7 protein-coding genes are annotated in these 17,113 nt (G+C 62.1%); 4 read left to right on the top strand and 3 right to left on the bottom strand.

The genetic code is table 11. From position 1 onward, the window contains the following. Positions 1-61: 61 nt before the first annotated feature. Both J9870_RS07785 and recQ read right to left on the bottom strand, forming a co-directional pair. Positions 62-496: a MarR family transcriptional regulator gene (locus J9870_RS07785; RefSeq protein WP_003199001.1), complete on the bottom strand. Its 435-nt coding sequence runs from the start codon at positions 494-496 to the stop codon at positions 62-64. 118 nt (positions 497-614) lie between these two features. Next, a complete protein-coding gene (recQ, locus tag J9870_RS07780) occupies positions 615-2,741 on the bottom strand; it encodes a DNA helicase RecQ (RefSeq protein ID WP_210643397.1) in 2,127 nt (708 codons plus the stop codon). A 437-nt stretch (positions 2,742-3,178) separates the two neighbouring features. Here recQ and J9870_RS07775 point away from each other — a divergent pair, with 437 nt between their 5' ends. After that, entirely contained in the window at positions 3,179-3,766 is a 588-nt protein-coding gene (locus tag J9870_RS07775) for a YecA family protein (protein ID WP_210643396.1), read from the top strand. A gap of 8 nt (positions 3,767-3,774) precedes the next feature. Further along, the gene (locus tag J9870_RS07770) at positions 3,775-4,170 is read left to right on the top strand and encodes a YbaN family protein (protein WP_210643395.1); all 396 of its coding nucleotides are present in this window, start codon (positions 3,775-3,777) and stop codon (positions 4,168-4,170) included. A 301-nt stretch (positions 4,171-4,471) separates the two neighbouring features. Here the strand turns inward: J9870_RS07770 and J9870_RS07765 are convergent, their stop codons facing one another. Further along, positions 4,472-13,060 (bottom strand): retention module-containing protein, encoded by an 8,589-nt coding sequence (locus tag J9870_RS07765; protein WP_210643394.1) that lies wholly within the window; start codon positions 13,058-13,060, stop codon positions 4,472-4,474. Positions 13,061-13,511: 451 nt separating this feature from the next. Here J9870_RS07765 and J9870_RS07760 point away from each other — a divergent pair, with 451 nt between their 5' ends. Together J9870_RS07760 and J9870_RS07755 are read left to right on the top strand one after the other, a co-directional pair. Next, a complete protein-coding gene (locus J9870_RS07760; RefSeq protein ID WP_210643393.1) occupies positions 13,512-14,870 on the top strand; it encodes a TolC family outer membrane protein in 1,359 nt (452 codons plus the stop codon). 27 nt (positions 14,871-14,897) lie between these two features. After that, entirely contained in the window at positions 14,898-17,057 is a 2,160-nt protein-coding gene (locus J9870_RS07755; RefSeq protein WP_210643392.1) for a type I secretion system permease/ATPase, read from the top strand. Positions 17,058-17,113: the final 56 nt, after the last annotated feature.

The raw sequence follows: 17,113 nt of genomic DNA, 5'->3' as shown, positions 1-17,113 counted from the left end.
TTAGTAGTGGTTATAGTTCGCTAACCGCCGAATCTCAAAAGTCTGGCGCCAGGGTTTTGCCTCAGGACTTTTCCAGATTGGCCAGGATCGTACCGTGGACCCGCATGCACACTCGCATGTCTGCCTCGTCAACGCCCTCGAACAACTCCCGGCGCAATTGGGTGGCAATGGTTTCGATTTGTTCGATCAGCGGCAGCGCCGGTGCACAGAGCACGATTTTCTTGGCGCGACGATCCTCGGCCACAGCCTGGCGCTGCACCAACCCCTGGGTTTCCAGGCTGTCGAGCAAGCGAGCCAGGGTCGGGCCTTCGACGGCGACGCTCTGGGCCAGTTCGCGCTGGGTCGGTGCCTGCTCGAAACGAGCCAGGTGCAACAGCACCAGCCAGCGCGCCTGGGACAGGCCCAGCCCGGCCAGGCGACGATCCAGCTCGGCACGCCAGCCCCGGGACATTTGTGCCAGCTGCATGCCAAAACGGTGTTGGTCGGTTAACGGCATATAAAAACTCATCAGATCTGAAATAGAGAAAAACTAATTATTAGTCAGCTAAGCATGAGCTTCGGATTCAAGCAAGGTTTGCCCTGTACTGAATCGTTAAAGGAAGGTAACTCATTGATCAGACTTCGAATTCCGACTGCAACGCAGCCCTGACGCAATACAGGACACCTTCGGGTACCCGGCCGACAAACAGCGCGGCGATTTCCGACACCGGCGGTAACTCGCCTTCGCCATCCAGAAACGCATCCTGCACCTCGCCCATCAGTTCCTCGGGCAGATCCAGTGCCTGTTCCAGGGACAACTGCTGTTTACCAATAGCCTCGGCCAGCATCGTGTAGACGTTCTTCTCAGAGCATTGCAACTGCCCGGCGATTTGCATCGGCGTCATGCCGGCCCGTGCCAGGGTGATCAGTTCGTGGCGTACATCGGCCACCGCTTTCGGTGCCTCGCCCTCGCCCCCCAGCACCTGGAGGAAGGCCTCGCCGTAACGCTCCAGCTTGCGTGCCCCCACGCCACTGACCCGAGCCATTTCGGCCAGGGACGTTGGCTGGCTGCGGAGCATTTCCAGCAGCGTCGAGTCGGGGAAAATGACGTACGGTGGCACGCCGTGTTCCTCGGCCAGCTTGCGACGCAAGGCGCGCAGGGCCTCCCACTGATCGCGTTCTTCGCCGCGCACCAGTTGGCTGGCCTGGCTCTTGCTGCTCTTGACCGCCGTCGCCGGCTTGAGGTCGCGGCGCAGTTCAAGGGTGACCTCGCCTTTGAGCAAGGGCCGACAAGTCGGACTCAGGCGCAGGCCGCCGTAACCTTCCAGATCGATGTCGGCCAGACCACGCGCTACCAGCTGTCGGAACAGTGAACGCCATTCGCTCTCGCTGCGAGCCTTGCCCACCCCGAATACCGAAAGATGCTGGTGGCCGAAGCTGCGGACTTTCTCGTTGTCCTTGCCCAGCAACACGTCCACCAGATGCCCCACGCCATAGCGCTGGCCGGTACGATAGATGGCCGACAACGCCTGGCGGGCCGGCTCAGTAGCGTCCCAGGTTTCCACGCCGTCGACGCAATTGTCGCAATGCCCGCAAGGCTGGGGCATGTCTTCGTCGAAATAGGCCAGCAAAGTCTGGCGACGGCAGCGGGTTTCTTCGCAGAGCGAGAGCATGGCATCGAGCTTGTGCTGCTCCAAACGCTTGTGGCGCTCGTCGCCTTCGGAGTTCTGCAACATCTGCTTGAGCATCACCACATCTTGCAGACCGTAGGCCATCCAGGCGTCGGCTGGCAAACCATCACGGCCGGCACGCCCGGTTTCCTGGTAATAGGCCTCAAGGGATTTGGGCAAGTCCAGGTGGGCGACGAAACGCACGTTGGGCTTGTCGATGCCCATGCCGAATGCCACGGTGGCCACCATGATCAGGCCTTCCTCGTTGAGGAAGCGCTTCTGATGGTAGGCGCGCAGGTCATTGGGCAGGCCCGCGTGGTACGGCAACGCGGGAAAGCCCTGCTCGCACAGGAACGCCGCCACTTCATCGACCTTCTTGCGCGACAGGCAGTAGACAATGCCAGCATCGCTGCGGCGCTCGGCGATGAACGCCAGCAACTGCTTGCGCGGCTGCTCCTTGGGCACGATGCGGTAGAAAATGTTGGGCCGGTCGAAACTGGACAGGAACCGCTCGGCGTTCTGCAAGTGCAGGCGCTCGACGATTTCTTCGCGGGTACGTTTGTCGGCGGTGGCGGTCAGGGCGATGCGCGGCACATCGGGGAACAGCTCTGCCAGTTGCCCCAGTTGCAGGTACTCGCGACGGAAATCGTGGCCCCACTGGGACACGCAGTGGGCTTCGTCGATGGCGAACAGGGCGATTTCCAGGCTCTGCAAGAACGCCAGCATGCGCGGCTGCACCAGGCGCTCAGGAGCCAGGTACAACACCTTCACTTCGCCGCGCTTGATGCTCGCCGCCAGGTCCCGCTGCTGCTCGGCGCTGAGGGTGGAGTTCAGCGCAGCGGCGGCAACACCCAGTTCCTCGAGAGTCGCGACCTGGTCGTCCATCAATGCGATCAACGGCGAAACCACCACCGCCAGGCCGTTGCGCAACAGCGCCGGCACCTGGAAGCACAAGGACTTGCCGCCGCCGGTGGGCATGAGCACCAGGGCATCGCCGCCGCTGGCCACGCGCTCAATAATGGCACCTTGACGGCCACGGAAACTGTCGTAGCCGAAGATGTCCTTGAGGACGCGTTGAGCCTGTTCGAGCATAGAAACTCCAAAAATCACCGAAACATCCCTGCAAGGCTGGTTCAGAATCACAAAAGCTGCACCGGCAAATCGTAAGTGCGCGTTTCGGACCGGCGGGACGCCGCAGGGCATCACAAAACGCGGCAGTATACCCGAGGCCTTCGCTGCGAAGGGCGTCGCTGACAAGAGGTGCTGGCAGCCGGGATGCCCAACACATCGCTTCTGTTGTCACAAGTCCCTGTGGGAGCGAGCTTGCTCGCGATAGCGGCGGGTCATTTTGAGAGGGTGCTGGATGTGTGCCCCTCATCGCGAGCAAGCTCGCTCCCACATTTGATCTGGGGTGCCCGCCCATTTGTGCCCCCCCCGGGCCTTCAAGAGGCAAATACGCCACGCGGCTGGCCTGTGGGCTCAAGAAGGCCTAGAATTCCCGCATTGTTTATTCCCCAAGGTAGCCCGTAATGTCCTTCGCTGAGCAACTGACCCGCCTGCAAGTCTTCCTCGATGCCGATGAGCTGCACGATGAAGCGCTGGATTACGTGGCCGCTCACGGCTACCTGACCGCCCTGTCGATCTGCTCCGAAACGGTGCCGGACCGTGAGTGGATCGATGCGCTGTTCGCCGAAGAGCCTCATTACAGCGACGAAGCCCAGCGCGCCGAAATCGAAGCCACACTGGTGGGCCTCAAGGCTCACATCGCCCGTCAGTTGGCCTCCGACGAGGAGTTCGAGCTGCCGTGCGAACTGGACCTGGGTGATGACCCGGACGATTCGGAACTGCGTGGCTGGTGCATTGGCTTCATGGAAGGCGTGTTCCTGCGCGAAGCCGCCTGGTTCGAAACCGCCGAAGAGGAAGTCAGCGAAATGCTGCTGCCGATCATGGTTGGTTCCGGCCTGTTCGACGAGCAGCCGGAGTTCTCCGACATTGCCGCCGACGCCAACCTGATGGACGACATGATCGTGCAGATCCCGGAAGCCCTCACCGCCCTGTACCTGCTGTGCAACGCCCCGGACGAGAAACCGGCGATTCTCAAGCCGCGCCACCACTGAGCGACCGGGTGCCCGCGCCCATCGGCAATCATTCGCTGATCCTGCGTTACGTTCTGTTGGCCATTGGCTGGCTGAGCGTAGCGCTGGGGGTCATCGGCATCTTCGTTCCCGTACTGCCCACCACGCCTTTCCTGCTGCTGGCCGCCGCCTGTTTCGCCCGCAGCTCGCCGCGCTTCTACCGCTGGCTGGTGAGCCATCCCCGCCTCGGCCCCTGGATCAGCGACTACCTCAGCGGCAATGGCATTCCGCTCAAAGGCAAGGTCTACGCCATCGGGCTGATGTGGGTGAGCATCCTCTTTTCCTGCTACCTGGTTCCCCTGCCGTGGGCGCGAGGGTTCATGCTCACCAGCGCGGTGCTGGTGACGGTCTACATCCTCAAGCAGAAGACATTGCGCAAGCCTTGAAACCGCGAATCTGCTCTTGATGCCAGCGCAACACCCTGTGGCGAGGGGATTTATTCCCGTTCGACTGCGCAGCGGTCGCCAACCAACTGAAAGAGATTGACCTGTTGCACTGCGGCGCCTGGTTTTGGGCTTGCTGCGCAGCCCAGCGGGGCGGTGCGACGTTTCGCTGGATCCCCTCGCCAAAGTGCGTATGTGATCCCTGCAAATCTGTTTTCCAAGTCGCAAGAGTATCCGGCCCTTCAGAACGAAAAACCCGCCATTTCCAGACCGGAAATCGCGGGTTTTGTCATTTCAGCTCACCTCACACCGTGTCCACCTTCAACGAGTGGTCGTTCAACATCCCATTGATGATGGTCGCCGTATCCGCGCCCGCGATCATCCCGTCCGCACCCGGGGTGACACCGTAGTGGCTGGCGAGGTTGACGCCGGCCAGGTCGATGGTCTGGTTCGGCGTGGCGCCGGCGGTGGCACTGACGTCGATGCTGGTCACCAGCGACGCACCGCTACCGGTGACGGTGAAGTGCAGGTAGTCGTCCAGTGACGCCGCGCTGCCGTTTTCCCCCAGCAACAGTTGGGACAGGTCGAGTTTATCGAGGCCAGGGGTGAAGTCGGTGATCACGTCATGGCCGCTGTTGCCCACCTGCCATTGGAAGGTATCGGCGCCGCTGCCACCGGTGAGGGTATTGTTGCCCAGACCGCCGATCAGCAGGTCGTCGCCGCCACCGCCATTGAGCACGTCATGGCCCAATCCGCCGTTGATGCGGTTGCTGGCGCCGTCACCGGTGAGGGTATCGTTGAAGTTCGAACCGACCAGGTTTTCGATACCGGCCAGTGTGTCCGTGCCAGCACCCACGGTGTTCTGCGCCGCCAGCAGCCCCAGGTTGACGGTGACCCCGGTGGTCGCGTGGGCATAGCTCGCGGTGTCGTTACCCGTACCGCCGTCGAGCAGGTCGTTGCCCGTGCCGCTGTAGAGCAGGTCATCGCCAGCCCCGCCATGCAAGGTGTTGTTGCCTGAGCCTGCGCTGAGGATGTCGTTGCCGTCGCCGGCATTGAGGGTGTTGTCACCGTCACCGGCCATCAGCACATCGTCCCCGGTGGTGCCCGTCAGGGTATGGCCCGCCTGGTAGCTGATGCCCACTGCCGCGCTGTCGCTACCGCCATGGTTGTCGCTGGCGGTGTAGCTGCCGTGGTAATCCGGGGTGCTGTCCTGGGCCCCGGCGTAGTTGACGGTCATGGTCAGTTGATAGTTTTCCGCACCGTTAGGGTTACCACCGCTGCCATTGGCGATGTTGGTGACGTGGATCTGGTAGTTGCCATCCGCCGCCGCAGTGAACGAGGCGCCATCGCTGATCGCAATGAAAGGCCCACCGTTGAGCGAGTACTCAAGGGTGATATGACCGCCCGCCAGGTTATGGTCCAGGGTCAAGGTTTCACCCTGCTTGAGGCTGATATTGAGCCGGTCTTCATCGTTAGCATTATTGTTGGAAACCGCACCCAGCGCGCCGCTGACCACCAGCACCGCCGTCATGGTCGCAGCATTGGCGACGAAGGCGCTGCGATTGAGGTTGATCGACTGTACGTTGTTACCGGTGAAACTGACCGTACCGGTACTGCCGGTGAAGTCCGCGCCCTTGGCGACCCAGCCGGTATTGAAGCTGGTGGGCGAAGCGGTGAGCGGATCGCCGTTGGCATCGCTGTCGTTGCCCAGCAGCAACTCGCCCGGTACCACGATGTTGCCTGACAGCACGTTGGTGATGATGTTGTCGTCCATCGCCACGGGCGGGCTGTTGGGCACGACTTTGATCACCAGGCTGGAACTGGCCAGGTCGCCATCGTTGTCACTGACGGTGTAGCCGATGTTTTCGGTGATCAATGTGCTGGTGGCGGTCTGGGAGGTATAGCTGAACGCACCGGTATCGAGGTTGACCACCAGGGTACCGTCGTGGTCGGTGGCGATGCTTAGCGTGTTGGTGGTCGTGTTGAAACTACCGTGGTTGACCCCGCCACTGGCGGTCAAGGCACCCTGGCCACCGTTGGCGGCCGGGTCGTAGCTGTAGGTGGTGCCATCGACCACCAGGTTTTTGACAAACCCGCCATCGGCGCCGAACGAACCACCCTCGCCCAGCAGGTTGCCGGTGACCGGTATACCTTGCACAGTGCCGGAGAGCACCGAGTTGAGCTGGTTCAGATCGGTAACCACCACCGCGTTGGTGTTGGTGTGGGTGCTACCGTCGTAGGCCAGCGGGTCAAGGTAGGCATTACTGACACCGTTGCCCAGGCCGATGGCGTAGTTCTTGATGCCGTTGGCGTCGAGGAAGGCTTTCCACGCGGCTTCGTCCGCCGTGCCGGTTTCCTGGCCCGAGTTGGGTTTGCCATCGGAGAAGAAGTAGCCAATGTTCTGCGCCCCGGTCAGTTGCCCGGACGTGACGAACGCGGTCTTGGCCGCCGCCACCGCCGCGTCGTAGTTGGTCCCGCCTCCCGCTGACAAGCTGGAGAGGAGCGACTTGGCGGTCGCCACGTCCACCCACACCGAGGTCTGGTCGGTGGCGCTGCTGCTGAATGTCACGAGCTGGACTTTGACATCCCCCAGATCGTCGTATTTATCCAGCAAGGCGCTGATGGCCTGTTTCGCCAGATCCAACCGCGAGAGCCCCGGCACACCTGAGGCATCGGCCATGCTGCCGGAGACATCGAGCACGATCAGCAGGTTCGAATCGATCTCCACCGCCGTTACCGAACGCTCGGACGCAACGGCCTTTGGCACATCATCGACAATGCTCACCACCAGGTTGCCGGTGACGCTGTTACCCAGGGAATCCGTGGCCTGATAGCTGAAATTTTCGCTCAACACGTTCGGGCCGTCGTTGGCATTGGGCGTGGTCGTGGCTGGCGAGGTCAGCGTGTAGGTATAGGAACCATCCGGATTGAGCGACAGTTGGCCATGGGCGCCAGTGCCATCGCCCACCAAGGCAAAGGTCACCGCCCCGGTTGCCCCCGTGACTGAACCCACCAAGGTGCCGGTAGCGGTTTCGCCGGTGGCACTCGGCTCGCTGCCGGTAACGGTGCCGGGCGCCAGGTCCTGGCCGTCCTGGTTCAGGTCCAAGGCTTTTTCGTAGACGGTAACGTCCTGGTCGGTTTCGGCGACCAGGCAGCTGTTGTGCACGTCAATGGTGAGGGTCGTGGTGCTTTCATCGCCATCGCCATCGCGCACGGTGTAGGTGAACACGTCGGTGGCGCCCGGTGCGCCGACGGAGTCCGGATTACTGTGGTAGACAGCGTTGCCGTTGGCGTCCAGGGTCAGGTAGCCATAGGTACCGTTGATCTGGGTATTGAGGCCGCCGATGGCAGGGTTCGAGGTGTCGTTGCCAGCGCGCACACCGATGACGGCACCACCGTCGGCGCCGAGCACGTCGTTGTCCAGCACGTTGCCGTTGACCGTCCCGCCCTCCACCACCGAGGCGGAATCACTGTGAGCCTTAGGCACGTCGTCGACGATTTCGATGACGATGGTATTGGTGACGGTATTGCCCAAGGAGTCCGTAGCCTGATAGGTGAAACTTTCGCTCAATGCGTTCGGGCCGTCGTTGGCTGCGGGGGCGGTCGTGGCTGGCGAGGTCAGGGTGTAAGTGTAGGATCCATCCGGGTGAAGCAATAGCTGGCCGTAAGCGCCGGTGGCATTGCCCACAAGGGCGAAAGTCACGGCGCCGACGGCACCGCTGACCGAGTCCACGAGACTGCCAGTGGCGGTTTCACTGCTGGCATTCGGCTCGCTGCCAGTGACGGTGCCGGGGGCCAGATCCTGGCCGTCCTGGTTCAGGTCAAGGGCTTTTTCGTAGACGCTGATTTCGTGGTCGGACGCGGCGACGAGGCAGCTTTCATGGACATCGATGGTGACGGTGGTGGTGCTTTCATCGCCGTCCGAATCGCGCACGGTGTAGGTGAACACATCGGTGGCACCCGGCGCGCTGACCGTGTTCGGATTGCTGTGGTAGACGGCGTTGCCGTTGGCATCCAGGGTAAGGTAGCCGTAGGTGCCGTTGATCTGGGTGTTGAGGCCGCCAATCGCCGGTGTCGAGGTGTCGTCACCGGCGCGAACGCCGATCACCGCACCGCTCGCGGCGGGCCCATCGGCACCGCCCACATCGTTGTCCAGGACATTGCCGCTGACCGTCCCGCCCTCATCTACCGAAGCGGAATCGGCATGGGCGGTGGGCAGGTCGTCAACGATGTTCACGTCCAGGTTACCGTTGGCGGTGGTGCCGTTGTCATCGGTGACGACGACCGCAAATTGCTCGCTCAGGCTGTTGGCGCCGTTGGCATTTGGATGGGCTTCGTTGTCCAGCAAGGTGTAGCTGTAACTCACCACGCCCGTGGCGGCGTTGAAGCCGGTGATGGTCAGGGTGTTGCCCAGTGCAGTGGTCATCGATTGCGGGAAACCAGCCGCCACGCCGCCGCTGACCACGTTGATGCCACCAACGCTCAAGGTCTGCACGCCGTCCAGCGCAGTGACGGTGAAGGTGCCGCTTTGGGTCAGGGCCGGTGCATCCGGGCTGCTGCCGTCGCTGAGGTTTTTTTCCTGGACCGTCAGTTCGCCGCCTTCGGTGTCGAGGCCGGTGATGATCACCGGGTCGTCATTGTTATGCACTTGCAGCACCAGGTTCGCGGTGCTGGTGTCGCCATCGGCATCGGTCAGGGTGTAGGTGAAGGTTTCGCTGCCATTGCCGCCGCCGTGCAAACCTTTGAAATCGGCATCGGCGGTGTTGAGGGTGTAGGTGTAGGAGCCGTCGGCGTTGAGCACCAGGGTGCCGTAGGTGCCGGTAAAAGTGCCGGGTGTGATCGGGCCGGAGGCCACATGGTCGGCACCCTGGGTGTCGTTGGTCAGCACGCTGCCGGTCAGCGTCAGGTTGGTTTCCGAAGCGGTGCTGGCGTTGCTGTCGTCCACCGCCTTGGGCAGGTCGTCAACGATATTCACGTCGAGGTTGCCGTTGGCGGTGGTGCCGTTGTCGTCGGTGACAACCACCGCAAATTGCTCGCTCAGGCTGTTGGCACCGTTGGCGTTTGGATGCGCTTCATTGTCCAGCAGCGTGTAGCTGTAGCTCACCACGCCCGTGGTGGCGTTGTAGCCGGTGATGGTCAGGGTGTTGCCCAAAGCGGTGGTAATCGATTGTGGGAAACCGGCTGCCACGCCGCCCGTAACCACATTGATACCGCCGACGCTCAAGGTCTGCACACCGTCCAACGCGGTGACGGTGAAGGTGCCGCTCTGGGTCAGCGCCGAGGCATCCGGGCTGCTGCCGTCGCTGAGGTTTTTTTCCTGGACCGTCAGCTCACCGCCCTCAGTGTCGAGGCCGGTGATGATCACCGGATCGTCATTGTTGTGCACTTGCAGCACCAGGTTCGCAGTACTGGTGTCGCCATCGGCATCGGTCAGGGTGTAGGTGAAGGTTTCGCTGCCATTGCCGCCGCCGTGCAAGCCTTTGAAATCGGCATCGGCGGTGTTGAGGGTGTAGGTATAGGAGCCGTCAGCGTTGAGCACCAGGGTGCCGTAGGTGCCGGTGAAAGTGCCGGGTGTGATCGGACCGGAGGCCACATGGTCGGCACCCTGGGTGTCGTTGGTCAGCACGCTGCCGGTCAGGGTCAGGTTGGTTTCCGAGGCGGTACTGGCGTTGCTGTCGTCCACGGCTTTTGGCAGGTCGTCGACGATATTCACGTCGAGGTTGCCGTTGGCGGTGGTGCCGTTGTCGTCGGTGACAACGACCGCAAACTGCTCGCTCAGGCTGTTGGCGCCGTTGGCGTTTGGATGGGCTTCATTGTCCAGCAGCGTGTAGCTGTAGCTGACCACGCCCGTGGTGGCGTTGTAGCCGGTGATGGTCAGGGTGTTGCCCAGCGCGGTGGTAATCGATTGTGGGAAACCGGCTGCCACACCGCCGGTGACGACGTTGATGCCGCCGACGCTCAGTGTTTGAACACCGTCCAACGCGGTGACGGTGAAGGTGCCGCTTTGGGTCAGGGCCGGTGCGTCCGGGCTGCTGCCGTCGCCAAGATTTTTCTCCTGGACCGTCAGCTCACCGCCCTCAGTGTCGAGGCCGGTGATGATTACCGGATCGTCATTGTTGTGCACTTGCAGCACCAGGTTCGCGGTACTGGTGTCGCCATCGGCATCGGTCAGGGTGTAGGTGAAGGTTTCGCTGCCATTGCCGCCGCCGTGCAAGCCTTTGAAATCGGCATCGGCGGTGTTGAGGGTGTAGGTATAGGAGCCGTCAGCGTTGAGCACCAGGGTGCCGTAGGTGCCGGTGAAAGTGCCGGGTGTGATCGGACCGGAGGCCACATGGTCGGCACCCTGGGTGTCGTTGGTCAGCACGCTGCCGGTCAGGGTCAGGTTGGTTTCCGAAGCGGTGCTGGCGTTGCTGTCGTCCACGGCTTTTGGCAGGTCGTCGACGATATTCACGTCGAGGTTGCCGTTGGCGGTGGTGCCGTTGTCGTCGGTGACAACCACCGCAAATTGCTCGCTCAGGCTGTTGGCACCGTTGGCGTTTGGATGCGCTTCATTGTCCAGCAGCGTGTAGCTGTAGCTCACCACGCCCGTGGTGGCGTTGTAGCCGGTGATGGTCAGGGTGTTGCCCAAAGCGGTGGTAATCGATTGTGGGAAACCGGCTGCCACGCCGCCCGTAACCACATTGATACCGCCGACGCTCAAGGTCTGCACACCGTCCAACGCGGTGACGGTGAAGGTGCCGCTCTGGGTCAGCGCCGAGGCATCCGGGCTGCTGCCGTCGCTGAGGTTTTTTTCCTGGACCGTCAGCTCACCGCCCTCAGTGTCGAGGCCGGTGATGATCACCGGATCGTCATTGTTGTGCACTTGCAGCACCAGGTTCGCAGTACTGGTGTCGCCATCGGCATCGGTCAGGGTGTAGGTGAAGGTTTCGCTGCCATTGCCGCCGCCGTGCAAGCCTTTGAAATCGGCATCGGCGGTGTTGAGGGTGTAGGTATAGGAGCCGTCAGCGTTGAGCACCAAGGTGCCGTAGGTACCGGTAAAAGTGCCGGGCGTGATCGGGCCGGAGGCCACATGGTCCGCGCCTTGGGTGTCATTGCTCAGCACGCTGCCGGTCAGGGTCAGGTTGGTTTCCGAAGCGGTATTGGCGTTGCTGTCATCCACGGCTTTTGGCAGGTCGTCGACGATATTCACGTCCAGATTGCCGTTGGCGGTGGTGCCGTTGTCGTCGGTGACAACGACCGCAAACTGCTCGCTCAGGCTGTTGGCGCCGTTGGCATTTGGATGGGCTTCGTTGTCCAGCAGCGTGTAGCTATAGCTGACCACGCCCGTGGTGGCGTTGTAGCCGGTGATGGTCAGGGTGTTGCCCAGCGCGGTGGTAATCGATTGTGGGAAACCGGCTGCCACGCCGCCCGTAACCACATTGATACCGCCGACGCTCAAGGTCTGCACACCGTCCAACGCGGTGACGGTGAAGGTGCCGCTTTGGGTCAGGGCCGGTGCGTCCGGGCTGCTGCCGTCGCTGAGATTTTTCTCTTGCAATGACAGCTCGCCACCTTCGGCATCGAGGCCCACCAACACCACTGGATCGTCGTTGTTATGCACCTGCAGCACCAGGTTCGCGGTACTGGTGTCACCGTCGGCATCGGTCAGGGTATAGGTGAATGTCTCAGTGCCGCTTCCCCCGCCGTGCAATGCGACGAATTGCGGGTCGCTGGTGTTCAGGGTGTAGGTGTATGTGCCATTGGGGTTGAGCACGAGGGTGCCGTAGGTGCCGGTGAACGTCCCGCCAATGATCGGTCCGCTATCGGGGCCGATGGGGATCCGGTCGGCGCCCTGGTGATCGTTGGTCAATACGTTACCCGTGAGGGTGACCAGGGTTTCCGAGGCCGTGTTGGCGTGGCTGTCGTCGATCGCCTGGGGCACGTCGTCAGTGATATTGACGTCCAGGGTCCCGGTGGCAGTGTCGCCATCGGTGTCGACGGCCACGACCGGAAACTGCTCGGTGATGTTGTTGGCCCCACCACCGGCAGGATGGGTTTCATTGTCCGTCAGGGTGTAGCTATAGCTGACCACACCGGTGGCCGGGTTGTAGCCAGTGATGGTCAACGTATTGCCCAGCGCCGAGGTGATGGTTTGAGGGAAGCCTGCGGGCACACCGCCAGCTATCACGCTGATGCCGCCGATGCTCAGGCTGCTCAGCCCATCGGGGGCAGAAACAGTAAAGGTGCCGCTTTGCACCAGCGCACTCGGGTTGCTCGCCGAACCATCGGCCAGATTGGCCTCGTTGGTGGTCAGTTCGCCGCCCTCCACGTCCACGCCGTCGAGGGTCACGGGGTTGTCTGGCGTTTCGGGGGTGACCGGCGGCACGGTGCCATCGCCGTTATTGTCCGGATCGCCGGCCAGGCGCAGTTGCGGGAATTCGGGTATCCCGTTGAACCCGGCCGTGGGGAAGCCAATCTGCGGATCGACCTCGCCACCGACTTCTTCCAGCAGCACGAAACTGTGCCCGCCCCCCACACCGCCGGGGTTGCCACCCTCGGGGCCTGCGGCCGTGGCTTCGCCGGTCTGGGTCGGGTCGGCACCGGCGGCGATGGCTTGTTGCAGTTTTTGCACATCGGTCAGTTGCGCGTTACTCGGTGTCAACGCTTCAGGCGTGTCGACATGGGGCGCGTGGTTGGCGAGCAACTGTGGGGTCAGGGTCAGGTTGCTTCCGCGTCCCAGGGTCAATTCCTGGCCATTGTGCAGATGCACCGCCACGGCCCCTTCGCTCCCGGTGATCAGGTGTTCGCCGGCATAGAGCCGATCGCCTTCAACCAGCGGCCGCCGCAGGCCACCGACTGCTTCTGCGAAAACCTGTCCTACCACCTTGCTGACGATACCGATGAGCGCTGCCATGTGCTTTTCCTCCGTTGCCAACCGCGGTTGGCACCTGTCTGGGTGAAGAATTCGTGCTCAGGTTGGCGGTCAGACAATCTGGAAAATCTGCCAGCTTTCGCGTCAGTGGAGGCGCTAGCCATTCGCCACAACGACAAAAAACCGTCGCTAAAAACCGCCCTGCAATTCACCTGTTCGGCACTTCTTCACATCGTTTAAAAATTTGCATGGAACTTTTATTGACGCCTAAAAGCCGTCAGAACCCGCAGATTCAAAGGCTTTCGCTTTGAACAATGTGCCGGTTTTTTTCAAGCACATAAGTTTTTTTTGGCATAACTATTATGAAAAATTCTTCTTAGGTTTCGCGCAGGATGTTCTTAGCTGTGTTGTTACAAGGTTGAAACGGTTTTGATCTTAAACACGCCAATATTTTGGCGACAGCAAGCACTATAGACCTCAGGAGATGCACCCCATGCGCGTTCTTACCCCTCTCTACAGCGCGGTTTTGCTGGCCATGGCCTGCTCTTCGCACGCACAAGCGATGTCGTTGACCGAAGCGATCCAAAGCACCATCGCCACTCACCCGGAATTGGCACAGCGGGTGGATAGCCGTCTGTCGGCCAACGAAGATGTAAAAGTCGCCAGAGGGGGCTTCTACCCGTCGGTAGATTTGAATGGCGGTTACGGTCGTGGTTATAGCGACAACACCAATACCCGGGCCTTGGGTAATCACCACACCAATATCCTGACCTACACCCAGTCGGAGCTGCGCCTGCGGCAAATGATCTTCGACGGGTTCAACACCGCCAATGAAGTGGAGCGCACCAAGGGCGTGGTCAACTCCCGAGCCTATTACGCCCAGGGCACGGCCCAGGATCTGGCCTTGCGTACCATCGAGGTCTACCTGGAAGTGCTCAAGCGTCGCGAACTGGTGACCCTGGCCAAGAACAACCTGCAAGCGCACCTGCGGGTCAACGACCAGATCGGCCTGCGCACGCAGCGCGGCGTGGGCAGCACCGCCGACTCCGACCAATCCAATGCCCGCCGGGCCCTGGCGGAAAACAATTACGACACCGCCCAGGTTGACCTGGCCGATGCCGAGGCGAATTTCTACAGCGTGGTCGGGCGCATGCCCGATGAGCTGGAAACCCCGCCCTCGACCAAAGGCGAGATGCCCGCCGACCTGCGCGAAGCCCAGCAAAGCATGATGGATAACAACCCGTACCTGAAATCGGCCCAGGCTGACATACAGTCTGCCGAGAGCCAGTACGAAGTGGCCAAGTCGCCTTTCTACCCGCGCTTCGATGCCGAGGCCGCCGTGGGTGCCAATAACAACATCGGTGGCGAAGAAGGCCACGACAACACCTGGCGGGTCGGTGTGGTGATGAACTACAACCTGTTCCGCGGCGGCAGCGACAAGGCCCGGCTGGCGTCCAACGCCCACCAGATCAACCAGGCCATGGACATCCGCAACAACGCCCTGCGCCAGCTCAACGAAGACACGCGCCTGGCCTGGAACGCGATGAACAACGCCCGTAAACAAACCCCCACCGCCCGGGAATACGCCGAAACCACCTCCCGCGTGCGCGCCGCGTACCAGGATCAGTTCGGCCTCGGCCAACGGACCCTGCTCGACGTGCTCGACAGTGAAAACGAGCTGTACAACGCCAATCGTCGCTACACCGAGGTGCGTTACACCGAGGAATACTCGATGTACCGGGTGCTGGCGAACATGGGGCAATTGTTGAGCAAACAACGGGTGGTGCTGCCGGCCGACACAGTCGCCCAGACCGAAGTCAAAAACGAAGCGCGGCTGCCCGAACTGAAGTAGCCCTCTCAAAAAATGGGAGCGATCAATGTGACCAGCATGGAACCCGTAACCCCTGGCGCCGACCCGCGCCTGAATTTCGATGATCCTTTGCTCGATGGTCTGTTGATCCTCTGCAAACTCCATGGCGCGACGGTCAGCCGCGCCAGCCTCAGCGCCGGGCTTCCTATGGCGCACCAACGCCTGAGCCTGGACCTGCTGCCGCGCGCAGCGGCCCGGGCCAGCTTACAGGCCCGGTTGCTGCGTCGCGACCTGGCGGACATCTCGGCCCTGAACCTGCCGGTGATGCTGATTCTGGCCGGTGGCCGCTGTGCTGTGTTGCGGCGCTGGAGCGAGGATGGCCAGGCACTGATCCTGCCCAGCGAGGCCGATGGCGGCGAGCAATGGGTCAGCCGCGAGGAACTGACCGCCGATTACAGTGGCCAGGCGTTGTTCGCCCGGCCCCGCCATGAGCTCGAAGACCTGCGCTCCCCCTTGGTGCCGCGAGTCGAGGCATGGTTTCGCGACACCTTGAAACTGTCGCGCTGGCTGTACAGCGATGCGATCCTGGCGAGCTTTCTGATCAACCTGCTGGGGTTGATGGTGCCGCTGTTCGTCATGCAGACCTACGACCGCGTGGTGCCGAACCAGGCCACATCGACCTTGTGGGTGCTGGCCGTGGGGCTGTTGATCGGCACCGGCTTCGAACTGGTGCTGCGGGTGGTGCGCGCCCACCTGCTGGACACCGCCGGCAAGAAAACCGACGTGATCCTTTCCGCCACGTTGTTCGAACGCATCACCGGCATGGCAATGAAGGCCAAACCGGTGACCATCGGTGGGTTCGCCCAGAGCATCCATGACTTCCAGGGCCTGAGGGAATTTCTCACCGCAGTGACCCTCACCAGCCTGATCGACCTGCCCTTCGCCCTGCTGATGCTGGTGGTCATCGGCTTGCTGGGCGGCTGGCTGGTGGTGATCCCGGTGGTGGCGTTTCCGATCACCATTGTCTTCGCAATGATCATCCAGGTGCGCCTGCGCGACACCGTGCAAAAAAGCCTGGCCCTCGGCGCCCAGCGCCAGGCTTTGTTGATTGAAACCCTCGGCGGCCTGGAAACCCTCAAGGCCTGTAGCGCCGAAAGCGAGCGCCAGCATCAGTGGGAAAGTACCCACGGCGCCCTCACCCGCCTGGACAGCCATGCACGCAACCTCTCGGCGCTGGCGACCAACGGCACGTTGTTCCTGCAACAGCTGGCCGGCATGGCAACCATCGTCGCCGGGGTCTACAGCATCATCGCTGGCAACCTCAGCGTCGGCGCGCTGGTGGCGAGCTACATGCTCGGCAGTCGGGTGCTGGCGCCGCTGGGGCAGATCGCCGGGCTGATCACCCGCTACCAGCAAGCCCAGCTCACCATGCGCAGCACCGATGCCCTGATGGCGCTGCCCCAGGAACGCGACGCCAAGCAGCGGCCCCTGGATCGCACCCAATTGCAGGGCGCCGTGGACGTCAATGGCGTGACCTTCCACTACAACGGCCAGAGCACCCCAGCGCTGGCGAATGTCAGCTTCAGCCTCAAGCCCGGCGAACGGGTCGGGATCATCGGCCGCAGCGGCTCGGGCAAGAGCACCCTGGCGCGCCTGGTGATGGGCTTCTACGCACCGGAGGAAGGCCAGTTGCTGCTCGACGGCCTGGACCTGCGGCAACTGGATGTCGCCGACCTGCGCCAACAGATCGGCTATGTCGCCCATGACCTGCCGCTGCTGGCTGGCAGCCTGCGGGACAACCTGACCCTCGGCGCCCGCTACATCAGTGACGCGCGCATGCTCGAAGTGGCCGAATTGACCGGTGTCACCGAACTGGCCCGTCAGCATCCCCAAGGTTTCGACCGCCCGGTGGGCGAGCGCGGGCAGTTGCTCTCCGGTGGCCAGCGCCAGGCCGTGCTGCTGGCCCGGGCCTTGTTGCTCGACCCACCGATCCTGTTGCTGGACGAACCCACCAGTGCCATGGACAACAGCAGTGAAGATCTTTTGCGGCAAAAGCTACATACCCACATGCAGGGCAAAACGGTGCTGCTGGTCACCCACCGCACCTCGATGCTGAGCCTGGTGGACCGGTTGGTGGTGCTGGACAACGGCCGGATCGTGGCTGATGGGCCGAAGGAAGCGGTCATTGATGCACTGCGCAAGGGGCGGGTGGGGTCTGCGGCGGTGTAAGCCCCTCTAGCTGTCAACACAACACCTGTGGAGCAAGGCTTGCCCGCGATGCAGGC

Origin of the sequence: Pseudomonas sp. Tri1 (genome assembly GCF_017968885.1) — a bacterium.
Lineage (GTDB): Bacteria > Pseudomonadota > Gammaproteobacteria > Pseudomonadales > Pseudomonadaceae > Aquipseudomonas.
This window is presented reverse-complemented; position numbering and strand designations above follow the sequence as displayed.